Origin of the sequence: Neisseria dentiae (assembly GCF_024580525.1) — a bacterium.
In the GTDB taxonomy this organism is placed as follows: domain Bacteria; phylum Pseudomonadota; class Gammaproteobacteria; order Burkholderiales; family Neisseriaceae; genus Neisseria; species Neisseria dentiae_A.
This window is the reverse complement of record NZ_JANIKQ010000025.1, coordinates 1-22994: the sequence shown is the minus strand read 5'-3', so window position 1 is coordinate 22994 and position 22994 is coordinate 1. Positions and strand designations below refer to the sequence as shown.

23 protein-coding genes and 2 pseudogenes are annotated in these 22994 nt (G+C 56.1%); 15 read left to right on the top strand and 10 right to left on the bottom strand.

What is annotated here, in order from left to right:
- The coding region (locus NQ012_RS13095) for an integrase core domain-containing protein (RefSeq protein ID WP_257065795.1) at positions 1–150 on the top strand (150 nt) is incomplete at its 5' end.
- 189 nt (positions 151–339) lie between these two features.
- Positions 340–1145, top strand: a pseudogene (locus NQ012_RS11755) (integrase core domain-containing protein).
- Between the two features lie 102 nt (positions 1146–1247).
- On the opposite strand, the gene NQ012_RS13200 reads toward NQ012_RS11755, so the two are convergent.
- Complete coding sequence (locus tag NQ012_RS13200; RefSeq protein WP_445013499.1) at positions 1248–1376, bottom strand: hypothetical protein; 129 nt, start codon at positions 1374–1376, stop codon at positions 1248–1250.
- 5 nt (positions 1377–1381) lie between these two features.
- Between NQ012_RS13200 and NQ012_RS11750 the strand changes: the two genes are divergently transcribed.
- Positions 1382–1825, top strand: a complete 444-nt coding sequence (locus NQ012_RS11750; protein ID WP_257067774.1) for a LysE family translocator — start codon at positions 1382–1384, stop codon at positions 1823–1825.
- 297 nt (positions 1826–2122) lie between these two features.
- On the opposite strand, the gene NQ012_RS11745 is transcribed toward NQ012_RS11750, so the two are convergent.
- Positions 2123–2905 (bottom strand): tetratricopeptide repeat protein, encoded by a 783-nt coding sequence (locus NQ012_RS11745; RefSeq protein ID WP_257067772.1) that lies wholly within the window; start codon positions 2903–2905, stop codon positions 2123–2125.
- Positions 2906–3085: 180 nt separating this feature from the next.
- Between NQ012_RS11745 and radA the strand changes: the two genes are divergently transcribed.
- Positions 3086–4465: a DNA repair protein RadA gene (gene radA, locus NQ012_RS11740; RefSeq protein WP_257067770.1), complete on the top strand. Its 1380-nt coding sequence runs from the start codon at positions 3086–3088 to the stop codon at positions 4463–4465.
- Between the two features lie 226 nt (positions 4466–4691).
- On the opposite strand, the gene NQ012_RS11735 is transcribed toward radA, so the two are convergent.
- The 3 genes from NQ012_RS11735 to NQ012_RS11725 form a co-directional block, all read right to left on the bottom strand.
- Positions 4692–5111, bottom strand: a complete 420-nt coding sequence (locus NQ012_RS11735; protein ID WP_085365738.1) for a hypothetical protein — start codon at positions 5109–5111, stop codon at positions 4692–4694.
- Positions 5112–5220: 109 nt separating this feature from the next.
- A complete protein-coding gene (gene holA, locus NQ012_RS11730) occupies positions 5221–6222 on the bottom strand; it encodes a DNA polymerase III subunit delta (protein ID WP_257067768.1) in 1002 nt (333 codons plus the stop codon).
- Complete coding sequence (locus NQ012_RS11725) at positions 6222–6701, bottom strand: LPS-assembly lipoprotein LptE (RefSeq protein WP_257067765.1); 480 nt, start codon at positions 6699–6701, stop codon at positions 6222–6224. Before NQ012_RS11725 ends, holA begins: the two co-directional genes overlap by 1 nt.
- A gap of 260 nt (positions 6702–6961) precedes the next feature.
- Here NQ012_RS11725 and ttcA point away from each other — a divergent pair, with 260 nt between their 5' ends.
- The 4 genes from ttcA to NQ012_RS11705 all read left to right on the top strand — a co-directional run bounded on the left by ttcA (position 6962) and on the right by NQ012_RS11705 (position 9850).
- Positions 6962–7906, top strand: coding sequence for a tRNA 2-thiocytidine(32) synthetase TtcA (ttcA, locus tag NQ012_RS11720; RefSeq protein WP_257067763.1), 945 nt, complete (start codon positions 6962–6964; stop codon positions 7904–7906).
- A gap of 135 nt (positions 7907–8041) precedes the next feature.
- A complete protein-coding gene (locus NQ012_RS11715) occupies positions 8042–8359 on the top strand; it encodes an HLGFF motif protein (protein WP_257067779.1) in 318 nt (105 codons plus the stop codon).
- Positions 8359–8553, top strand: coding sequence for a cbb3-type cytochrome oxidase assembly protein CcoS (ccoS, locus tag NQ012_RS11710; protein WP_257067761.1), 195 nt, complete (start codon positions 8359–8361; stop codon positions 8551–8553). Before NQ012_RS11715 ends, ccoS begins: the two co-directional genes overlap by 1 nt.
- Positions 8543–9850 (top strand): MFS transporter, encoded by a 1308-nt coding sequence (locus NQ012_RS11705; RefSeq protein WP_257067759.1) that lies wholly within the window; start codon positions 8543–8545, stop codon positions 9848–9850. Before ccoS ends, NQ012_RS11705 begins: the two co-directional genes overlap by 11 nt.
- Before the next feature lie 248 nt (positions 9851–10098).
- Here the strand turns inward: NQ012_RS11705 and ppsA are convergent, their stop codons facing one another.
- Positions 10099–12486, bottom strand: coding sequence for a phosphoenolpyruvate synthase (ppsA, locus tag NQ012_RS11700; protein ID WP_257067757.1), 2388 nt, complete (start codon positions 12484–12486; stop codon positions 10099–10101).
- Between the two features lie 530 nt (positions 12487–13016).
- On the opposite strand from ppsA, the gene ppsR reads away from it, so the two are divergent.
- From ppsR to NQ012_RS11685, 3 genes are all read left to right on the top strand, one after another.
- Positions 13017–13835 (top strand): posphoenolpyruvate synthetase regulatory kinase/phosphorylase PpsR, encoded by an 819-nt coding sequence (gene ppsR / locus NQ012_RS11695; RefSeq protein WP_085365730.1) that lies wholly within the window; start codon positions 13017–13019, stop codon positions 13833–13835.
- A gap of 77 nt (positions 13836–13912) precedes the next feature.
- Positions 13913–14200, top strand: a complete 288-nt coding sequence (locus tag NQ012_RS11690; protein ID WP_373566652.1) for a ribosome alternative rescue factor ArfA — start codon at positions 13913–13915, stop codon at positions 14198–14200.
- 75 nt (positions 14201–14275) lie between these two features.
- Positions 14276–14914 carry a tellurite resistance TerB family protein gene (locus NQ012_RS11685; protein ID WP_085365729.1) on the top strand — a complete coding sequence of 213 codons (639 nt, stop codon included), beginning with the start codon at positions 14276–14278 and terminating at the stop codon, positions 14912–14914.
- 74 nt (positions 14915–14988) lie between these two features.
- Here the strand turns inward: NQ012_RS11685 and NQ012_RS11680 are convergent, their stop codons facing one another.
- The gene (locus tag NQ012_RS11680) at positions 14989–15945 is read right to left on the bottom strand and encodes a bile acid:sodium symporter family protein (RefSeq protein WP_257067751.1); all 957 of its coding nucleotides are present in this window, start codon (positions 15943–15945) and stop codon (positions 14989–14991) included.
- Between the two features lie 155 nt (positions 15946–16100).
- Between NQ012_RS11680 and NQ012_RS11675 the strand changes: the two genes are divergently transcribed.
- The 4 genes from NQ012_RS11675 (at position 16101) to NQ012_RS11660 (ending at position 19555) form a co-directional block, all read left to right on the top strand.
- A complete protein-coding gene (locus tag NQ012_RS11675; protein WP_257067778.1) occupies positions 16101–16418 on the top strand; it encodes a hypothetical protein in 318 nt (105 codons plus the stop codon).
- Positions 16419–16602: 184 nt separating this feature from the next.
- Entirely contained in the window at positions 16603–17634 is a 1032-nt protein-coding gene (gene ruvB, locus NQ012_RS11670; RefSeq protein WP_257067750.1) for a Holliday junction branch migration DNA helicase RuvB, read from the top strand.
- An 84-nt stretch (positions 17635–17718) separates the two neighbouring features.
- Positions 17719–19008, top strand: a complete 1290-nt coding sequence (gene bioA, locus NQ012_RS11665; protein WP_257067749.1) for an adenosylmethionine--8-amino-7-oxononanoate transaminase — start codon at positions 17719–17721, stop codon at positions 19006–19008.
- Positions 19009–19021: 13 nt separating this feature from the next.
- On the top strand, positions 19022–19555 hold the full coding sequence (locus NQ012_RS11660; protein ID WP_257067748.1) for an NUDIX hydrolase: 534 nt from the start codon (positions 19022–19024) through the stop codon (positions 19553–19555).
- 429 nt (positions 19556–19984) lie between these two features.
- Here the strand turns inward: NQ012_RS11660 and trmB are convergent, their stop codons facing one another.
- The 3 genes and pseudogenes from trmB to NQ012_RS11645 all read right to left on the bottom strand — a co-directional run.
- Entirely contained in the window at positions 19985–20698 is a 714-nt protein-coding gene (gene trmB, locus NQ012_RS11655) for a tRNA (guanosine(46)-N7)-methyltransferase TrmB (protein ID WP_257067747.1), read from the bottom strand.
- Between the two features lie 107 nt (positions 20699–20805).
- Positions 20806–22575, bottom strand: coding sequence for an assimilatory sulfite reductase (NADPH) hemoprotein subunit (cysI, locus tag NQ012_RS11650; RefSeq protein ID WP_257067746.1), 1770 nt, complete (start codon positions 22573–22575; stop codon positions 20806–20808).
- A 297-nt stretch (positions 22576–22872) separates the two neighbouring features.
- Positions 22873–22994 (bottom strand): annotated as a pseudogene (locus tag NQ012_RS11645) (IS1595 family transposase); the annotation flags it as partial.

The window sequence follows — 22994 nt, the reverse complement described above, 5'->3', positions numbered from 1 at the left end:
GACAAGCATCCGTTTAAGGATTCGGCACACCGGCAAAAAGAGTTATGTCGTTTTGTTAACTTTTATAACACCGTCAAGCCCCACAAGAGCCTGAAAGGCGACACCCCTTTTGAGGTTTTACAGGCTTATTTTTCTCAACCTGTTGTGTAAACAACCCGACCATTTCCTACATTATAAGGTTTAAACGGTAAAAAATCAAGGCCGCAACCGTATAGCGGATTAACTTACTCCGCTGCGGCGTTGCCGTACTACTTGTATTGCCTGCGGCTTGCTGCCTTGTATCGAAATAGTCTGTAGGAAAAGCTAGCGTTGTTTACAGTATTTGAAAGACAATACTGCATGAACATCCATAAAAATACCCGGCTAACCCCGCATAACCGCCAGGCCATTTGGCGCGCTTATACACAAGACAAAATCAGTGTAACTTCGTTGGCACAACAATACCGTGTCAGCAGAGTAACGATTTACCGCATACTCAAAGCAGCCCGGTTGCGGCTACTCACCCCGCAAAAAAGCACCAACAACCGCTTTAAACAAGCCAAATACGGCATGAAACGCCTGGCCAAAGTTGAGCGGGAAATCGAAGAGAAACTCAAAAAACAGGCAAAGCGTTACAACCGATCCCATCCCGGCGAAACGGTTCATTTCGATACCGAACGGCTGCCTTTGCTGCAAAACCAAAAAGCAGCCGACCCTCGGGATTATCTGTTTGTTGCCATTGATGATTTTTCCCGCGAGCTGTATGCTGCAATATTGCCGGACCGTACAGCAGCCGGCGCAGCCAAATTTCTTTTGCGCGATGTGACAGATTGTTGTCCCTATACCATCGAATGCGCCTATTCCGACAACGGTGCGGAATATCGCGGCAATGCGGGGCACCCGTTTGGCATTGCCTGTGTGCAAAACAACATAAGCCAAAAATTCACCCGTGTTGCCCGGCCGCAAACCAATGGTAAAGCCAAGCGGGTTATCCGCACCTTAATGGAAATGCGGCATGACAAGCATCCGTTTAAGGATTCGGCGCACCGGCAAAAAGAGTTATGTCGTTTTGTTAACTTTTATAACACCGTCAAGCCCCACAAGAGCCTGAAAGGCGACACCCTTTTGAGGTTTTACAGGCTTATTTTTCTCAACCTGTTGTGTAAACAACCCGACCTTTTCCTACACAACATGAACGAAAGCGCCGTCATTATCGCCACTGTGGTCGCCGCACATTTCTTGGACTTAATCAGCCCCGGGCCGGATTTTTACTCGTCATCCGCAGCACCCTGCGCAACAACCGCCGCCGTGCAGTCGGTGTGGCCTTGGGTATCGCCTTGGCAAACGGTATCTACATTGTTTTGTGCATGGTCGGTGTGGGTGCGGCAATTGCCCATTCCATATGGCTGATGTTTCTCTTGAAAATCTAGGCGGTGTTTTTTTGCTCTATGTGGCATACGGCGTATTGCGCGCCAAACGCAGCGATTACGCCTTTATCACGCAAACACCGCAGGATGTCGGGCAAAAAGCAGCGCCGTCTTTTTGGGCGGAGTTTTTCCTCGGCATAGCCTCGGGCCTGTCCAATCCGAAAAACATTGTCTTCTATTTAAGCTTGTTTTCCGTAGTGCTGACCCCGCAAATCAGCATGGGGCTTACCGTTGCCTTGGGCGTATGGATGGTGTTGTTGGTTTTCGTATGGGATGCGATGATTATATTCGTGCTCTCGCAACACAAAGTGCGTCGCGCCTTCGGCAAAGTCGCTTTTTATGTGGATAAAACCGCAGGCATTCTGCTTGGCTTGATGGGCGGGAAATTGCTGCACAGTGCGGTGAAAGAAACGGTTTGAATGCGCCAACACCGCGCCTTACCCTTAAGTGTCGGCAAACCGATCCGCCTGCCTTTGCAGGCCATACCGGCACCTCAATGACATACGTCATACTCAGGCTTGACCCGAGTATCTTTTTATTGCGAAAGGAACAGCAGATGCCCGGAGCAAGCCAAAGTATGACGCAAATGTTTTAAAGTATCGAAAAGAATTTTGCAAATGTTTCAAGCCGTCTGAAAATGGTTTTCAGACGGCCTGAATATATTTTACAAAAACTCCGAACGGATGCTTTGCTGCGGCTGCCGCCAAACCCTCCGTTCAGCTGCCGCCCTGCGCGGCCTGCGATACCAGTTTGCACGCGTCTTCGTCGCCGCCGCTGCACGACTGCTGGAACAGCGCATGGGCTTTCTCAACATTTTTCACCACGCCTCGGCCTTCCAAATACATATGCCCCAAATTATATTGTGCCACCGCGCTGCCGCGGTCGGCGGCCTGCGTGTACCACAGGGCGGCTTTCTGCGCGTCGGCTTCCACGCCGCGGCCTTCGTCGTAAAGAAAGCCGATTTCCGCCTGCGCCTCCGCCAGCCCTTGCTTGGCAGCCTGTTCATACCAATGGGCGGCCTGTTTCATATCCTGCTCCACCCCCGTGCCGTGCGCATACATATAGGCAAGGTTTTTCTGGGCGGTGTCGTCGCCGCTTTCGGCCGCCTGTTTAAACCACTCGAATGCCTGTTTGTAATCCTGCGCCACGCCGTAGCCGTAAAAATACATACGGCCGAGGTTGTTTTGGGCATGGCCGTTGCCCTGCGAAGCGGCTTTGCGGTACCACGACACCGCCGTTTTGGCGTTTTCTTTCACGCCGCGGCCTTCGTGATACATGGTGCCCAAATGTGCCTGTGCACCGGCATGGCCTTTTCTGGCAGCCTTGAGATACAGTTTGGCGGCGCGTTCGTGGTTCTGTTCGACACCGCTGCCGGTTTCATAGGCCAGCGCCAGCTCGTATTGCGCCTGTTTGTCGGGCACACGCGTGTCGGCGGAAACCGGCAGGGCGAAAACGGCTAAAACGGCGGCGAACAGATGGGAATATGCGGCTTTTTTCATGGTTTCAACACGGGTAACATTATCCTGTTGAAATAATAACAAATGCATATTATGTGTGTTTGAAATAAAGATATGCGGATATTTTTTGGCGCTTAAGGGTATATCCGGCGCGGTTTTGCGCTTACAATCGCTTTTTTGCGCAGCCGTTCAGACGGCCTCCACCATTCAGCAGGAACCCTTATGGCAAAAGCCCCGAAAACCGTTTACCAATGCAGCGAATGCGGCGGCACCGCGCCCAAATGGCAGGGCAAATGCCCGCATTGCGGCGAATGGAACACGCTGCAAGAAAGCCTTGCCGCGCCCGAGCCGAAAAACGCACGTTTCCAATCGTGGGCGGCGGATACGGCGCAAGTGCAGGATTTGTCGCAGGTTACCGCCATCGAAGTGCCGCGCGAGCCGACCGGCATCGGCGAACTCGACCGCGTGCTCGGCGGCGGCCTGGTCGGCGGGGCGGTGATTCTGCTCGGCGGCGACCCCGGCATCGGCAAATCGACGCTGCTGCTGCAAACCGTGGCGGTGATGGCGAAAAGCCGAAAGGTGCTGTATGTGTCGGGCGAAGAATCGGCGCAGCAGGTGGCGCTGCGCGCGCAGCGTTTGGGTTTGAAAAGCGAAGGCGTGAACCTGCTGGCCGAAATCCGCATGGAAGCAATTCAGACGGCCTTGAAACAGCACGAGCCTGCCGTTGTCGTTATCGATTCGATTCAAACCATGTATTCCGACCAAATCACCTCCGCGCCCGGCTCGGTGTCGCAGGTGCGCGAATGCGCCGCCCAGCTTACCCGCATGGCCAAGCAGATGGGCATTGCCATGATATTGGTCGGCCACGTTACCAAAGACGGCGCCATCGCCGGCCCGCGCGTGCTGGAGCACATGGTCGATACCGTGCTTTATTTCGAGGGCGACCAGCATTCCAACTACCGCATGATACGCGCCATCAAAAACCGCTTCGGCGCGGCCAACGAATTGGGTGTGTTCGCCATGACCGAACACGGCTTGAAAGGCGTGTCCAACCCTTCGGCCATCTTTCTGGCCAGCTACCGCGACGACGTGCCCGGCTCGTGCGTGTTGGTTACGCAGGAAGGCAGCCGCCCGCTGTTGGTGGAAATTCAGGCGCTGGTGGACGACGCGCACGGCTTTACGCCCAAGCGGCTTACCGTCGGCCTCGAACAAAACCGTCTCTCCATGCTGCTGGCCGTTTTAAACCGCCACGCGGGCATTGCCTGCTTCGACCAAGATGTGTTTTTAAACGCCGTGGGCGGCGTGAAAATCAACGAACCGGCGGCCGACTTGGCGATTATTCTCGCCATGTTATCCAGCTTCCGCAACCGCCCGCTGCCCGAAAAAATGGTGGCCTTCGGCGAAATCGGCCTAAGCGGCGAAGTGCGCCCCGTCGCGCGCGGGCAGGAGCGGCTGAAAGAAGCGGAAAAACTGGGTTTCAAACGTGCGGTGGTGCCCAAAGCCAACCTGCCGCGCAATCCGAAAGAGTTTCCCAACTTGCAGATTTTCGGCGTGGCCAGTTTGCAGGAAGCGGTGGATGTGTGCAGAAATGCGGCGGAATAGCAATGGTACGCGAAACCTTTCTGGGTTATGAAGTGAAGAAAGTACGAACCGAGTAATCCAAGTTATAGTGACTTAAATTCAAAATAGTACAGCGTTGCCTCGCCTTGCCGTACTATTTGTACTGTCTGCGGCTCGGCGCCTTGTCCTATTTTGAATTTAAGCCACTATATAAACAAGGCCGTCTGAAAAATCTTTCAGACGGCCTGCCGTTATCCGTAATGCCCCATCAGCGGTGCGGCCTGCGCTGGCCTTTCATCTGCTGCTGCGCCATTTGGTTCATCTGCTGGCGGGTCGGGCGGTTTTTCATCATGGCGTGCGCCTCTTCCACCGAGCATTTCTGCGACAGGCAGATGATGGTAACCGCATCTTTCTGCGCCTGGCCGCCGGTGTGGTACATACGGCGCAGGTTGGCTTCGTTGACGCGGCCTTTTTCGGGGTCGATGTCAAACTTTTTCAGGCGTTCGAGAAACTGGCGCTGCTGGCGGCGCGTTGTCCAGATCATGCCGCCGATAACGCCCGCCATCACGGCAACGGCGAGCAAAATGGCCACCGGCCACGAATCGGTGAATAAAACGAATATCAGGCTCAGCACGGCCGTGGCCAAAACGGCCAGGCCGCCCAAGCGGAGTTTGGTTTTGTTATCCATGTGGGTGTTCCTTACAATCTTCACGGTTCGATACAGGCCGTCTGAAAACAGTTGCCGCGCGGCGGAAAGGTTTCAGACGGCCTTTTTGAAAAACAGGCGCATTATAGCCTTATCCCGCCAATCCCGTAACCAGATGTTTGAATTCGGCCCATGCGTTGCCCTCTTCTGCGCCTTTGATGATGCGGTCGATGCGGGCGCAGTCTTGCAGGGCGGCGAGCAGGCGGTTGATGCTGATGCGTTTGACCGCCGCCGGCGCGAGCGTTTGCTTGTCGCCCCACAGGCGCAGGCTGTTGCGCACAGCCTGCACGCTCTGCCCCTGCTTGAGGGCGGCAGTTAAGCGGATAAGGGTGCGGATGTCTTCGGCTACGGCCCACAACAGCAGCACGGGTTCTTCGCCTTCCGCTTCCAAACCTTCGAGCAGGCGCGCCACGCGGGGGGCGTCGCCGCCCATCCATGCGCCGGCAAGCTGGAACACATCGAAACGGGCTACGTTGGCAACGGCGGCTTCGGCATCGGCCATGTTGACCAGATGCCCTGCGGGGTGCAGCAGGGCGAGTTTGTCGATTTCCTGTTTGGCGGCCAGCAGGTTGCCTTCTACGCGCTCGGCAAACAGCGCCAGCGCATCGGCTTCGATATCGAGGTTGAGACGGTTCAGACGGCCGCGTATCCATTGCGGCAGCGCGGCGCCGGTAACGGCTTTAGCTTCCAGCACCACGCCGTGCGCCGCCAGCGAGGCAAACCATTTGGCCTGCGTTTGGGCGCGCTCGAGCTTGGGCAGCATCACCACGGTTACCGTGTCTTCGGGCAGGCGTTCGGCCAGCGTTTGCAGCGCGTCGCCGCCGTTTTTGCCGGGCTTGCCGCCGGGAATGTGGATTTCCAAAAGTTTCAAATCGGCAAACAGCCCCATGCTGCCTGCCGATTGCAGAAGTTCGTTCCAATCGAACGCGTTGTCGGCGGTATAGACTTCGCGGTTGAGATAGCCCTGCTTTTTGGCGGCGGCGCGCAGGCTGTCCAAAGCTTCCACACGCAGCAAATCTTCTTCGCCGTGTATCACATACAGGGGCTTGAGCGGCAGATCGGGCGACAGCTCGCCGATGTTCATCACCGGCATTACTGCGCTTTCAAAAAGGTGAGGCGGCGCACGATTTGTTCGGCAGCATCGTCGCGCATTTCCGACCAAATGGTGCCTTCTTCTTCGGCCTTGCCCAACACTTCGCTGTCGGCATAATCCATTTTGCGCTCAACCTGCACCGTTATCGGTTCGCCCACGGGTTGGCCGTTTACGCCGGCCTGCGCTTCCACCTGCAACACCAGCAGGTATTCGTTGATGACGGCGGCGCGGGTAACGGTGAACACATCGCGGCGGGTGCCGATACGGTTTACGGTTACCGTAGCCTGCGCTTCGGCTGCGCCCACCGGTTTGCCGCTGGCGCGGCGCAAGGCGTTTTCGAGCGGCTGCTGCATGGATTGGCCGTTGGCAACGTGCCACGACTGATAAGGCAGCGCGCCGGATATGCCGCCCGTGCCTTTCAAGTGGAAACCGCAGGCGGCCACCATCAGCACGGCGGCGGCTAACAAAATCTTTTTCATAAAGCTCTTCCGTGGGATAGAGAAACAGATCGGAACCGATTATAGCCCAGCGGCGGAAAGTTTGTCAGGCCGTCTGAAAAACGGTTCGCCGCGGTTTGCGGGCGGTTTGGAAACCGCCGGGCAGGCGCAAAGGCAGCGGCGGGGAAACATTTTTTAATGCCGCAAACCCGGTTCGGCAAGCCTGTGTCGGAGCTATGGTTTTCAGACGGCCTAACCGGTTTTGGGGTACAATCACGGCTTTTGCCCGCCCGCTTTTTGCCATGTCTAAAAAAACCAAACACGAACTCGAAAACAACAAGCTGAACAAACGCCTGCGCCATGCCGTGGGCGATGCCGTCAACGATTTCAATATGATTGAAAACGGCGACAAAATCATGGTGTGCCTCTCGGGCGGCAAAGACAGCTATGCGCTTTTGGACATCCTGCGCCAGTTGCAGGCCTCCGCGCCGGTGGATTTCGAGCTGGTGGCCGTCAACCTCGATCAAAAGCAGCCCGGCTTTCCCGAACACGTTTTGCCCGAATATCTCGAAAGCATCGGCGTGCCGTATAAAATCATCGAAGAAGACACTTATTCGGTGGTTAAGCGCGTGATTGAAGAAGGCAAAACCACCTGCTCGCTGTGCAGCCGCCTGCGCCGCGGCGTGCTCTACCGCGCGGCCAAAGAGTTGGGCTGCACCAAAATCGCGCTGGGCCACCATCGCGACGATATTCTCGAAACCCTGTTTCTGAATATGTTTTACGGCGGCAAACTCAAGGCCATGCCGCCCAAGCTGGTGAGCGACAACGGCGAACACATCGTTATCCGCCCGCTTGCTTATGTGAAAGAAAAAGATTTGGCGCGCTATGCCGAGCTTAAACAGTTTCCGATTATCCCCTGCAATTTGTGCGGCTCGCAGCCCAACCTGCAACGGCAGGTGATTAAAGAAATGCTGCAAAATTGGGACAAACGCTTTCCCGGCCGCATCGAAAGCATGTTTTCCGCCCTGCAAAACGTGGTGCCTTCCCATCTGGCCGACACCGAACTGTTCGACTTCGCCGGTTTGCAGCGCGGCCAAACACTGAAACACGGCGGCGATTTGGCTTTCGATAAAGAAACCGTGCCGCAGCGGTTTTCAGACGGCACCGAAGCAGAAGAAGGCGAAATCAGGCTGCCCGCCGCCGCGCCGAAAAAAGTGATCAATATTCTGGCGAGCAAACCCAAATAAGGCTGCAAAGGTTTCAGACGGCCAAAACCGTTCAGGCCGTCTGAAAAGCAAAACACTTTGTTTCTGCGTATTTTTCCCTTTTTATCCCGCGCTCAAACTGTTACATTAACCCACCTGAAAGGCCGTCTGAAAACCATGCACTATTTCAGCATTCACACTCAAGAAGGCGATCATTTGGGCTTTTTCATCATGCTGCCCGACAACGAATCCGAAAACCCGCCACAAAGCGGGCGTTTCGCCGTGAAGCTGCAAAGCGAAAACCCGCCGCAGGAAACCGCCGCCGTGCGCGCGCTTGCCGCCTGCCAAAACACCGGAACGCCGCTTTATTGGGCGCTCGAGAAAGACCATGTCGCCCTGTTTGACGACAACGCCGCCCTCGGCCGCATACGCGGCGAATACCTGACCCTTGCCGGCCAAACGCTGGTGCTCAACGATTTAACGGGAACTCTGTAATGGAAAGCGTGTTTATCCTGATACCCATCAGCATCATTTTGGCGTTTCTGATCGCCTATTTTTTCTGGTGGTCGGGCAAAAACGGCCAGTTCGACGATTTGGAAGGCCCCGCGCACCGCATTCTGATGGACGACGATTCCACCGACAAACAAGCCGCCGACAAACCGCAAGAAAAACAACAAAATGAGCCTTAAAGACAACCTCAATTTCTCCACCAGCCGCCGCTTCGCCCCGCTTTTCGGCACGCAGTTTCTCGGCGCCTTCAACGACAACCTGTTTAAAACCGCGCTGTTCGTGATGATCAGCTTCTACGGCCTGGGGCACAACGATTTCCTGCCCGCCAGCCAGATGCTCAACCTCGGCGCGCTGCTGTTTATTCTGCCTTATTTTCTGTTTTCCGCGATTTCGGGGCAGTTGAGCACCAAGTTCGACAAAGCCAAACTCGCGCGCGCGGTCAAGCTGCTGGAAATCGTGGTGATGGCGGCGGCGGCTTTCGGCTTTTACATACAGTCCGCCCCCCTGCTGCTGTTCTGCCTGTTTTGCATGGGCGCGCAATCCACGCTGTTCGGCCCGCTGAAATACGCCATCCTCCCTGATTATCTCAACGATAAAGAGCTGATTATGGGCAACAGCCTGATCGAATCGGGCACGTTTCTGGCGATTCTGTTCGGCCAGATTCTCGGCACGGCGGTGGCGGGCATTCCGCCCCATATCGTCGGCATCATGGTGGTGGCGGTGGCGGCGGCCGGCACGGTTACCAGCCTGTTTATGCCGTCGGTTCCCGCCAAAGACCCCGCCGCCCGCCTCGAACCCAACATCGTCAAAGGCACTTGGGTGCTACTGAAAGAAACCTTCGCCCAACGCGAACTCTACGCCGCCATCATCGGCATTTCGTGGTTTTGGTTCGTCGGCTCGGTCTACACCACCCAACTGCCCACATTCACGCAAATCCACCTCGGCGGCAACGACAACGTGTTTAACCTGATGCTGGCGCTGTTTTCCGTCGGCATCGCCGCCGGCTCGGTGTTGTGCGCCAAAGTCAGCCACCAACGGCTGCACTTGGGCTTGGTGGCCGTGGGTGCGCTCGGCCTGACCGCCAGCGGCCTTTTGCTGGTTTGGCTCACGCACGGCCAACGCTTTACCGAGCTGCAAGGCTTGGGCTGGTTTTTGTCGCAGGCCAACGCCTACCCCGTTATCCTCACCATGATTGCCATCGGCTTTTTCGGCGGCTTTTTCTCGGTGCCGCTCTACACTTGGCTGCAAACCGCCAGCAGCGACGCCTTCCGCGCGCACGCCGTGGCCGCCAACAATATCGTCAACGGCCTGTTTATGGTAACCGCCGCCCTCTTGAGCGCCGCCCTGCTGTGGCTGTTCGACAGCATCACCCTGCTTTATCTGGTGGTGGCGGCGGGCAATTTGCCGCTGATTGCCTATCTGATCAAACTCGAACCGCAGTTTCTAAGCGATTTGAAAGGTTATCTGAAGAAATAACATGCTTAAGCAAAAGGCCGTCTGAAATGTTTTCAGACGGCCTTAAACTTTAAAAACTCATTTCTTCATCTTAAAGCCCCTGTGTTATAGCTAATCCGCTTAAGAAAAAGTGCGAACGTCATGCTCGGGCTTGATCCGAGCATGACGGAACGGTTGCTAAGTCAGCAGTTTAGCCATAGCCGCCAACAACAAAGCAAAAACCGCCGCATCTTTCATCACAGATGTGGCGGTTCGGTTTTCAGACGGCCTTATTTGTTAAGCTCTTTAGCCAGATACAGCCAAGTTTCGATCACGGTGTCGGGGTTGAGCGACACGGTTTCGATGCCTTCTTCTACCAGCCATTTGGCGAAATCGGGGTGGTCCGAAGGGCCTTGGCCGCAGATGCCGACATATTTGTTGTGTTTGCGGCAGGCGGAAATCGCCAGATGCAGCATCACTTTCACGGCGGGGTTGCGCTCGTCGAATGTGCCGGCAATCGGGCCGCCGCTGTCGCGGTCCACGCCCAAAGTAAGCTGGGTCATGTCGTTGGAGCCGATGGAGAAGCCGTCGAAATATTGCAGGAACTGTTCGGCCAAGAGGGCGTTGCTCGGCAGTTCGCACATCATAATCAGGCGCAGGCCGTTTTTGCCACGCTCCAAACCGTTTTCTTTCAAGGCTTTAATCACCGCTTCGGCTTCGCTTAACGTGCGCACGAACGGAATCATGATTTCCACATTGGTCAGCCCCATTTCGTCGCGCACGCGTTTGAGCGCCTGACATTCCAATGCGAAGCATTCTTTGAAATCATCGGAAACATAGCGCGCCGCGCCGCGGAAGCCGAGCATGGGGTTTTCTTCGTGCGGCTCGTAGATGCTGCCGCCCAACAGATTGGCGTATTCGTTGGATTTGAAGTCGGACATACGCACGATTACTTTGCGCGGGTAAACTGATGCGGCCAATGTGGCTACGCCCTCGGCGATTTTGTCCACATAGAAAGCCACCGGCGAAGCATAACCGGCGATGCGGTCGTTGATTTCGGCTTTCAGATCGGCATCTTGGCTGTCGAACTCGAGCAGCGCTTTGGGGTGGATGCCGATTTGGCGGTTGATGATGAATTCCATACGCGCCAAACCGATGCCTTCGTTGGGCAGGCCGGAGAAGCTGAACGCCAGCTCGGGGTTGCCCACGTTCATCATGATTTTCACCGGCGATTTGGGCATATTGTCCAAAGCGATATCGGTTACTTCCACATTCAGCAGGCCCTCATAGATAAAGCCGGTATCGCCTTCGGCGCAGGATACGGTAACTTCTTGGCCGTCGGTAAGGGTTGAAGTGGCGTCGCCGCTGCCCACAACGGCGGGAATACCCAGCTCGCGGGCGATAATGGCGGCGTGGCAGGTGCGGCCGCCGCGGTTGGTTACGATGGCCGAAGCGCGTTTCATCACCGGCTCCCAATCGGGGTCGGTCATGTCGGTAACGAGCACGTCGCCCGCCTGCACGCTGTCCATCTGCGAAATGTCTTTCACCAGACGCACTTTGCCTTGGCCCACTTTCTGGCCGATGGCGCGGCCTTCGCAAAGGATTTTCTTGTCGCCGCTGATGCTGTAGCGGCGCAGGCTGCGGGTGCTGTCTTCCTGCGATTTAACGGTTTCGGGGCGGGCTTGCAGAATATAGAGCTTACCGTCCACGCCGTCGCGGCCCCATTCGATGTCCATCGGGCGGCCGTAGTGTTCTTCGATAATCAGCGCGTATTTGGCCAATTCGGTGATTTCTTCGTCGGAAATCGAGAAGGCTTTGCGGTCGGCTTCGGGCACGTCCACCACCTGCACCGATTTGCCGGCCTGCGCCTGGCCGGTGAAGGTCATTTTAATCAGTTTGGAACCCATGGTTTTGCGCAAAATAGCGGGTTTGCCTGCTTTCAGTGTGGGTTTGTGCACATAGAATTCGTCGGGGTTGACCGCACCCTGCACCACGGTTTCGCCGAGGCCGTATGAAGAGGTAACGAACACCACTTGGTCGAAGCCGCTTTCGGTGTCGATAGAGAACATCACGCCGGCCGCGCCGCTGTCGGAGCGCACCATGCGCTGCACGCCCGCCGACAAAGCCACGATATCGTGGGCGAAACCTTTGTGCACGCGGTAAGAAATGGCACGGTCGTTATACAGTGAGGCGAAAACGTGTTTCATGGCTTCTTTAACGTTTTCCAGCCCGTTGATATTCAAGAAAGTTTCCTGCTGGCCGGCAAAGGAGGCGTCGGGCAGATCTTCTGCCGTGGCGGAAGAGCGCACCGCCACCGAAATCTGGTCGGTGCCCGCATCGGCCACCATTTTGTTCCAGGCTTCTTCAACGGCTGCATCGAGTTCTTCGGGGAACGGCGTGTCTAAAATCCACTGGCGGATTTCTTTGCCCACGCGGGCAAGCTCGGTAACGTCTTCCACATCCAAGGCAGCCAGGGCTGCGGAAATACGTTCGTTCAGGCCGTTGTGCGCCAAAAAAGCGCGGTAGGCTTCGGCGGTGGTGGCGAAACCGCCCGGCACGCGCACGCCTTTTTCGGTAAGCTGGCTAATCATTTCGCCCAAAGAGGCGTTTTTACCGCCCACGCTTTCCACATCGGTCATGCGCAGGTTTTCAAACCAAATCACGTAATTTGCAGCCATGTTTTCAGTCCATTAAACAAGTTAAAAAAGAAATGAATTCGCGGGGTATTCTAACCACTCGGGCGTGCAGTGTCATGTGTTTTTATGCAGAAAAACACAGCGGCCGTCTGAAAAAATTGCCGACATTGTGCCGTGTAGTGGCGTGAAGCAATATGATAATCCGCTTTCGTTTTTTTGTTAACCCTTGTTAAACATAGAATTTGAAATAAGTTAACAAAATTTTCCCGCTGTTTAACGGCTGGATAATTGGCACAAAATACCAACAAACTGTTATTTTGTTAAATTAAATGTGTATTTTAAAATATGATTGTTTTGCTGTAACAGTTTGTAGTGAAAGCCGCAGCCGTTGACGGCCCTCCCTGTGCAAACACCGCGGCCGGCTGAAACGAATGATGCGGAAACACACCGCAGATGCGGTGTTTGCACCGCACCCGAACAGTTTGTCGGCGGGGCATTGTGTAGTATGATGGCGGATATTTTTGCACCGCAACCCACCCGTCACATAATCAGCAGCTTTTGAGAGGAAAACTATGGCGCGCCGTTCTGCTTTTTTTATTTCCGACCGCACCGGTATCACATCGGAGAGCATGGGCGAGGCTTTGCTCGACCAGTTTGAAGGCGTGAATTTCAAACGCGCCACCTATCCGTTTATCGACACGCCTGAAAAAGCCCGCGCAATGGTGCAGATTATCAATGCCGCCGCTGCCGACAGCGGCCTGCGCCCGCTGGTGTTCACCAGCATCATCAATGATGAAATCCGCAGCATCATCAAAAATTGCGATGGGCTGCATTTGAGCTTTTTCGATGCGTTTCTCGGCACCATCGAGCGCGAGTTGGGCCTGACCGCACGCCATTCGGTAGGCCGCACCCACGGCATCGGCGATACGCAGCGTTACGATGCGCGCATGGAGGCGGTGAATTTTTCGCTCAACCACGACGACGGCATCAGCGGCAAAGATTTGAAAGACGCCGATGTGATTCTGATGGGCGTTTCGCGTTCGGGCAAAACGCCCACCTGCCTGTATCTCGCGCTGCAATACGGCATCCGCGCCGCCAACTACCCGCTCACGCCCGACGATTTGGAAAGCAGCGACCTGCCGCGCATGGTCAAACCCTACAAACACAAGCTCTACGGCCTCACCATTTTGCCCGAACGCCTGCAAGCCATCCGCCACGAACGCCGCCCCGACTCCACCTATTCGCAGCTGAACACCTGCCGTCGCGAAGTTTCCGACGCACAAGCCATGTTCCGCGCCCACGGCATTCCGTTTACCAACACCACCGACAAATCGGTGGAAGAGCTGGCCGTGAGCATCATGCAGGCCTGCCAGCTGAAACGGCGTTTCTGAAAACAAACGCCTTTCAAACCGTTTTACAACACAATTTCCTTTTCAAACATAATGTTATATCTTTTCAGACGGCCTATATGCTAAAATTCGGGCCGTCTGAAAACATTTATAGCGAAACAGATATGAGCAAACGCAAAATTGAAATCAACAAAGGCAAAATTCAAGATAATGCCTTGAAGGCCCTGGTAAAATCCAACCTATTCCGCCACAAGGCGTTTAAAAACAAGAAAGGCAAAGGCGCATACAGCCGCAAAGACCGCCGCAACAACCCATCAGGTTTTCCCTTCTCCGGAAAACCTGATTTTTTTACGCCGGTGCAAACCGCCACCCGGCAAATTTCTTTTATCTTTTCCAACAATTTCTAACACAATACCCGCTTGCAGCCCGCAAACAATGCCTTATATTAAAGTTCTCCACCGTTAACGCACAAAAGGAAAACCATGAACTTCAACAACCTGCTCAACCAAGTTTTAGGCACTGTTCAGAAAACCGGCAGCAGCGTCGGCAAAAACTCCGACCTGATTGCGAAAATCGGCGGCGGCGCGGCGGTGGCCGGGCTGGCCTCTATGTTTCTGAAAAAGAAAAACACCAAAAAAATCGTTACCGCCGGCTCCGTGGCCGCACTGGGTGCCTTGGCCTACCATGCCTACCAAAACTGGCAGCGCAACAATAACAACAACGGCGGCACGCAGCAAACCGTGTTGGACCAAGCCGCTTTCGAGCCTTCCGGCCAAGCCGCCGAAAACGCAGGGCGCATCATCCTGCGCACCATGATTGCCGCCGCAGCCGCCGACGGTTTGATTGAAGACGAAGAGCGCCGCCTGATTCAGGCGGAAACCGGCAACGATCCCGAAACCGCACAATGGGTCGACAACGAAGTGCAGCGCCCCGCCCTGCCCGCCGACATCGCCCGCGAAATCGGCGGCAACCAGGCGCTGGCAGCCGAAGCCTATCTTGCCGCACGCTTGGTTTGCGGCGATTTGGCGCGCAAGGAAATCGTGTTTTTGTCTCAACTCTCGCAAGCCCTTAATCTCGACGACAAACTGGTCGAAGCCTTAGAAAAACAGGCGGGCTTCTGATTCTTAGCTTGCCGTTAAAACCAAAGGCCGTCTGAAAAACTTTTCAGACGGCCTGTTTATTTATCAATATCCTGTTACACCGAATCCTTGCGGCTCTCTTTTTCCCTATCGGCCTTGGCCGCCCAATAAGAAGCCAGAAGCGAGCCGGAAATATTGTGCCACACGCTGAATATCGCGCTGGGCACGGCGGCCAGCGGCGTGAAATAGGCCGAAGCCAGCGCCGCACCCAAGCCGGAATTCTGCATACCCACTTCGATGGCCAGCGTTTTTTGCGCGTCAAAAGGCAGTTTGCACAGCTTGGCAGCCAAGAAGCCGAGCAGATAACCGATGCCGTTGTGCAAAATCACTACCCCCAAAATCAACAGCCCGCTTTCGAGGATTTTCGGTTTGCTCGCACCCACCACCGCACCGATAATCAGCACGATTGCCACCACCGACACCAGCGGCAGCACACCCACCGCAGCCTCGGTCTGCTTTCTGAACAGCAAGTGGGCGGCCACGCCCAACACAATCGGCAGCAACACCATTTTGGCAATCGAGCCGAACATCGCCCCGGCGGAAATATCCAGCCACTGGTTGGCCAGCAGGTAGAAAACCGCAGGCGTAAGCACGGGCGCCAGCAGCGTGCTGATGGAAGTGACCGCCACCGAAAGCGCCACATTGCCGCGCGCCAGATAAGTCATTACGTTCGAAGCCGTGCCGCCCGGGCAGGCACCCACCAAAATCACGCCAACGGCGATTTCGGGCGGCAGGTTAAAACCCACCGCCAGCGCATAAGCAGTGAGCGGCATAATCACAAACTGCGCCGCCACGCCCACCAACACGGCTTTCGGATGACGGCCGAGAATTTTAAAATCGGCGGGCGAGAGCGTCAGCCCCATACCGAACATCACGATACCCAACAGCAGCGGAATATGCGGCAACACCCATTTGAAGGTTTCCGGCGCGGCAAAAGCAATGCCTGCAAACAGGCCCGCCCACAAGGCGAAAGTTTGGCCGACAAAGCGGCTGAAACGGCTTAAAGCTTCCATAAAGTTTTCCGATAGGATAAAAAGCGCAGAATACGCGAATTTTCAGGCAGATAAAAGATGCGCAAGCGCACACCGACGCTGTAAGCGTTTAAATTTCGGCTATAATCCCAACCTGCCGTTATATTTCAGACGGCCTTTTGCAAACACCCGACACCATGAACAACCACACCGATTTACTGCACAGCAAAATCAGCAACGGCGACTATATCCGCCTGATCAGCGACAACAGCCGCAACTTCAGCGCCGCAGAACACGAACTGCTGCGTGAAATCCTCAGCGGTTTCGAGTTTGACGTGGTTCAGGCGCAGGCTTTGGCGCAGGCGGTGATGCAGCAGGCGCGTTTCGACCCCAACGCGCTGCATATCGAAAGCGACGACGACGAAGACGTTACCGGCGTCTGCCCCCACTGCATCAACCCGCCCATGCCGCCGCTGCGGGATTATCTGGTTTGGCGGCAGCGCGCCGCCGCGTAAGCCGCCAAACAAACCCGAAGGCCGTCTGAAAACTATAGTGAACCCACTTACTCCGTTACGGCGTTGCTGCGCCTTGCCGTACTATCTGTACTGTCTTCGGCTTGCTGCCTTGTACCGAAGTAAGTGGATTCACTATAAATAACGAATCGCTTTCAGATGGCCTCCACACAACACACAAACAATTATGCTGCAAACCGACAACCTTTCCGCCGCCCAACCGCAGCGCATCATCGCCGCACAAAGCCTCTCCGCCCAAGAAGAGCTGCTCGAACGCGCCCTGCGCCCGAAAACGCTGGCCGACTATATCGGCCAACCCAAAGCCAAAGAGCAGCTGGCGATTTTCATCGCAGCAGCCAAAAAGCGCGGCGAAGCGCTCGACCACACCCTGCTGTTCGGCCCGCCCGGGCTGGGCAAAACCACGCTGGCGCACATCATCGCCAAAGAGCTGGGCGTCAACCTGCGCCAAACCAGCGGCCCCGTACTCGAACGCGCCGGCGACTTGGCCGCGCTGCTCACCAACCTCGAACCGCACGACGTTTTGTTTATCGACGAAATCCACCGCTTAAGCCCCGTAGTGGAAGAAATCCTCTACCCCGCTCTGGAAGACTACCAGCTCGACATCATGATAGGCGAAGGCCCCGCTGCCCGTTCGGTTAAAATCGACCTGCCGCCGTTTACGCTGGTGGGCGCCACCACCCGCGCCGGCATGCTTACCAACCCGCTGCGCGACCGCTTCGGCATCGTGTCGCGGCTGGAATTTTACGAAACGCCCGACCTGGCCACCATCGTTACCCGCTCCGCCCAACTTCTGCAACTGAATATGGGCGAAGAAGGTGCGCTGGAAGTTGCCCGCCGCAGCAGGGGCACGCCGCGCATCGCCAACCGCCTGTTGCGGCGCGTGCGCGATTACGCCGAAGTGAAAAACGGCGGCCTGATCGACGCGGCCACCGCCGATGCGGCTTTGGGTATGCTTGATGTGGATTCGGAAGGCCTCGACGTGATGGACAGAAAATTCCTCGAAGCCGTTATCGGCAAATTCGGCGGCGGCCCCGTGGGGCTGGAAAACATCGCCGCCGCCATCGGCGAATCCACCGACACCATCGAAGACGTTATCGAACCCTATCTGATCCAACAGGGCTTTCTGCAACGCACCCCGCGCGGGCGCATGGCCACCGAACGCAGCTATCTGCATTTCGGGCTGCCGGTCGAAAAGTAACACCGGGCGGGTAACGACAATCGCCCGCCACCAACAAGTTTCAGACGGCCTAAGCGCACTTTTCCATCTCTCACACAAACCGCCATGTTCACACCCGCCGATTCCGATTTCGACCGCCGCCATATCTGGCACCCCTACACCTCGGTGATTGATCCGCTGCCCGTTTACCCCGCCGCCCGCACCGAAGGCGTGTATATCGAACTGGCCGACGGCCGCAGGCTGGTGGACGGCATGTCGTCATGGTGGTGCACACAACACGGCTACAACCACCCCGAGCTGGTCGCAGCCGCACGGCGGCAGCTCGAAACCATGCCGCACGTTATGTTCGGCGGCCTCACCCACGAACCCGCCGTGCGCCTGTGCCGCAGCCTGAAAACCATGCTGCCCGCAAACCTCGACTGCATTTTTTTGGCCGACTCCGGCTCGGTGGCGGTGGAAGTGTCGCTGAAAATGGCGCTGCAATACTGGCACGCGCGCGGCGAAGCGCGCAGCAAATTCCTCACCATAGAGCGCGGCTACCACGGCGACACGTTCGGCGCCATGAGCGTGTGCGACCCCGTTAATTCGATGCACCGCCTCTACCGCAGCTTTCTGCCCGAGCACATCTTCGCCCCTGCCCCGCAAAGCCGTTTTAACGGCGAATGGCTGCCGGGCGACATTATTCCGTTTCAGACGGCCCTAGCGAAAAACCACCACGACATTGCCGCCGTGATTCTCGAACCCATCGTACAGGGCGCGGGCGGTATGCGCGTGTATCACCCCGAATTTCTGCGCCAAGTGCGTACCTTGTGCGACGAATACGGCATCCTGCTGATTTTAGACGAAATCGCCACCGGTTTCGGCCGTACCGGCAAACTGTTTGCCTGCGAACACGCCCAAGTGCAGCCCGACATCATGTGCATCGGCAAAGCCCTCACCGGCGGCATGATGACGCTTTCCGCCGCCGCCGCCAGCCGCCATGTGGCCGAAACCGTGTGCGGCGGCGAAGCCGGCGTGTTTATGCACGGCCCCACCTTTATGGGCAACCCGCTCGCCTGCGCCGTGGCCGAAGCCAATATGCAGATATTGCAGCGCAACCAATGGCAGCGGCAGGTGGCCGCTATCGAGCGGCATTTTCAGACGGCCTTATCCCCGCTTGCCGATCACCCCGATGTGGCCGACGTGCGCATCATCGGCGCCGTCGGCGTGGTCGAAACCCGCCGCCCCGTCAACATGGCCGCCATGCAGAAATTTTTTGTGGAACAAGGCGTGTGGATCAGGCCGTTCGGCAAACTGATCTATCTGATGCCGCCCTACACCGTTACCCCGCACGAAGCCGGCAAACTCACCGGCGCCGTGGCCGAAGCCGTTGGCCGCAGCGCACTTTTCGACTGAACAAGGAAACACAATGGACTTAAAAGAAACCCGCATCAGCTCCCAACCGATTTTCGAAGGCTCATTCATCAACATCGCCCGCGACACCGTGCGCCTGCCCAACGGCAACGAAAGCACCCGCGTGGTGATCCGCCACCCAGGTGCCGCCTGCGTGCTGGCCGTAACCGGCAGCGACGAAGTGGTTTTGGTGCGCCAGTGGCGCTACGCCTGCGGCCAAGCCCTGCTCGAACTGCCCGCCGGCAAACTTGATGCTGGCGAAGACCCCGCCGTCTGCGCCCTGCGCGAGCTGGCCGAAGAAACGCCCTACACCGCCGAACGCGTGAAACTGCTGCACACTTTCTACACCGCCCCGGGCTTTTGCGACGAAGTGATGTATCTCTACCAAGCCGAAGGCGTGCGCGAAGGCAGCACCCTGAAAAACGACGAAGACGAATTTACCGAAACCGTGCTGATGAGCCGCGACGCCGTTAAAGCCGCTCTGAAAAACAACGAAGTTGCCGACGCCAAAACGCTTGCAGGCTTGCAGTATTGGCTGCTGAACAGCTAAACCCGCCTTGCGGTTGGCGCAAGAAAGGTCTCAGGCCGAGACCCTTGCAAAATTAAAAAGCCATCACAAAAATTTATTTCCCGTCATTCCCGCGTAGGCGGGAATCCAGTCGTTTTTTTCATAAGTTATTGAAATAAAATACTTGATGGTTTTAAGGCTGGATTCCCGCCTACGCGGGAATGACGGAATCTAAGCATTTCAGACGGCCTCAAGGTATTTTTGCAAAGGTCTCAGGCCGTCTGAAATATCCAACCGTCGTCATACTCGGGCTTGACCCGAATATCTTGAATTTCAGCAACATGAGATACCCGGGTCAAGCCCGGGTATGACGTATGTGCTTTTTCTCAAATTGATTGACGATAAACTTGAGGCCGTCTGAAAACTTTCAGACGGCCTCACAGCATTCTGCAACAATCTCAAGCTTGCCGCTCAATCTTTGCGCACGAACACCAAATCCCAAACACCGTGCCCCAGCCGCTTGCCGCGCGCCTCGAATTTGGTTTCGGGGCGGTAATCTGGCGTGGGCGCGTAATCGGCGGCGGTGTTTTGCAGGCTCTCGAAACCGTTTAACACCTCCAGCATCTGCACGGCGTATTCTTCCCAGTCGGTTGCCAGATGGATATAGCCTCCGCTTTTGAGTTTGGGCAGCAGCTTGGCCACAAACGGGGTTTGGATCAGGCGGCGTTTGTTGTGGCGTTTTTTGTGCCACGGGTCGGGAAAGAAAATATGGATGCCGTCGAGCGAGCCGTCGGCGAGCATGTTTTCCACCACTTCCACCGCATCGTGGCGCATCACGCGGATATTGCCCACGTTTTCTTCTTCGATCAGCTTCAAAATATTGCCGACGCCCGGGCCGTGCACATCGATGGCCAGAAAATCGGCTTGCGGCAGCCGCTTGGCGATTTCCACGGTTGCCGTGCCCATGCCGAAGCCGATTTCCAGCACTTTCGGGTTGGTGCGGCCGAATGCGGCGTTCAAATCGGCCGGTTCGGCGCGGTAGTCGAGGCCGAACTGCGGCCACAAGGTGTCGATGGCACGCTGCTGCGCGGCGGTCATATGGCCTTGGCGCAGCACGAAGCTGCGGATGCTGCGTTTGTGTTGCTCTGCCGTTTCGGCGTCGCTGGGCGGTTGCTGGTTGGTCATGGCGGATTGCGGAAAATTGGAAAGCCGTGATTTTACAAAAATATCGGGCCGTCTGAAAACTTTTTCAGACGGCCCGATATTTTTACTGCGGCAAAATCAAACTGCATTTACGCCGCCCAGAAATCGCGCGGGGCGTCGAGCACGGGCTTGACGATGCCGGTGTGCACGGCGAAATCACCGAAGCCTTCGTTTTCTTCGCGGTTGGCCGCCCAATCGCCCAGCCAGCCGTCGATGATGGCGAGAATTTCGTCTTCGGTGATGTTTTCTTTAAACAGGCGCGGAATGCGGGTGCCTTCGCGGTTGCCGCCGGTGTAAAGGTTGTAACGGCCCACCGCTTTGCCCACCAGGCCGATTTCGGCCAGCATGGCGCGGCCGCAGCCGTTGGGGCAGCCGGTGATGCGCAACACGATATGCTCTTGACTCAAGCCGTGTTTGGCAAACAGCGCGTCGATTTTGTCGGTAAACTGCGGCAGGAAGCGTTCGGCTTCGGCCATCGCCAAGGGGCAGGTCGGCAGCGACACGCAGGCCATGCTGTTTTCACGCTGCGGGGTAACGGCATCGCTGATTAAGCCGTGTTCGCGGGCGATTTGCTCGATTTTGGCTTTGTCGCGCGACGATACGCCCGCCACAATCAGGTTTTGGTTGGCGGTGAGGCGGAAGTCGCCTTTGTGCACTTTGGCGATTTCGCGCATACCGGTTTTCAGCGGCCGGCCGGGGTAATCAAGCAGGCGGCCGTTTTCGATAAACAGCGTGAGGTGCCATTTTTTGTCTTCGCCCTGTACCCAGCCGATGCGGTCGCCGCGCGAAGTGAAGGCGTAGGGGCGGATCGGCTCGAATTTCGCGCCCATGCGGTTTTCCACTTCTTCGATAAATACGTCTTTGCCCACGCGCTCGATGGTGTAGCGGGTTTTGGCGTTTTTGCGGTCGGTCCGGTTGCCCCAGTCGCGCTGAACGGAAACCACGGCGGCGGCGGCGTCCAGCGTTTTTTCGAGCGGCACGAAGCCGAATTCGACGGCGGTGTTGGGATAGGTTTTGGTGTTGCCGTGCTCCATCGAGAGGCCACCGCCCACCAACACGTTAAAGCCGACCAGTTTGCCGTTTTCGCCGATGGCCACGAAGTTCAAATCGTTGGCGTGCAAATCCACATCGTTGTGCGGCGGAATCACCACCGTGGTTTTGAATTTGCGTGGTAGGTAGTTTTTGCCCAGCACCGGTTCGGTGGCATCACCGCTTTTCACGGCGTCGGCCAGCGGCGTTGCTTCGGCGAAGTTTTCGGTGGAATGCAGTTTTTCGCCGTCGAGCCAGATTTCGGCGTAGGCGCGGGTTTTCGGCAGCAGGTGTTCGCTGATTTTTTTCGCCCATTCGTAGGCTTCTTCGTGCAGGCTGCTTTCCACGGGGTTGCTGGTGCACAACACGTTGCGGTTCACGTCGCCGGCGGTGGCGATGGAATCGAGGCCCAGCTCGTTGAGCCATTGGTGCATGGGTTTGATGTCGTCTTTCAACACGCCGTGAAACTGGAAGGTTTGGCGGTTGGTGAGCCGGATGGAGCCGTACATGGTGCGCTCGCTGGCGAATTGGTCGATGCCCAGCCATTGTTGGGGCTGGATGATGCCGCCGGGCAGGCGGCAGCGCAGCATCACGTTTTTCAGCGGCTCCAGTTTCTGCTCGACGCGCTCGGCGCGGATGTCGCGGTCGTCCTGCTCATACATGCCGTGAAAGCGGATTAATTGGAAGTTGTCGCCGTTAAAGCCGCCGGTGAGGCCGTCTGAAAGGTCGCTTTTGATGGTGCCTTCGAGATAATGGCTTTGGTCTTTTAAGCGCTCGTTGTCGGCTAAAGGCGCATCGGGCAGTTTGGCGCGCGGGTCTTTGGTGCTCATAAGTGTTCCTTGTTGTTTTTTCAGACGGCCTCGGCCGCACTTTGACGGCGTTACTTTATCGGCGCCGTCTGAAAAAAGGAAAGAATGGTTGGTTTTAATATAAGTGTTTTTCGTTATATATGGCGGATTAACTGTAGGAAATTCTAGCGTTGTTTACACTTTCTGTTTTTTGCATGCAGACCCATTGAGGGTTGTCAAGAATGTCGAAAGGCACGGCGAAGCCGCATCGTTCTTGAGAATACTCAAAAATCACGAAACCATCATTTCAGCAAAAAACAAAGGGGCAGTCCTAGATAACTAGGATAAATAGTTCTTTACCAATTGTTTTAAAAAAGAAATTTGAAACTTTATTTCACTGTTGTTGAAACGCCATTCACACTCCTTCAAATATAGCTCAAAATGCTCTTTGGGAATGCCGT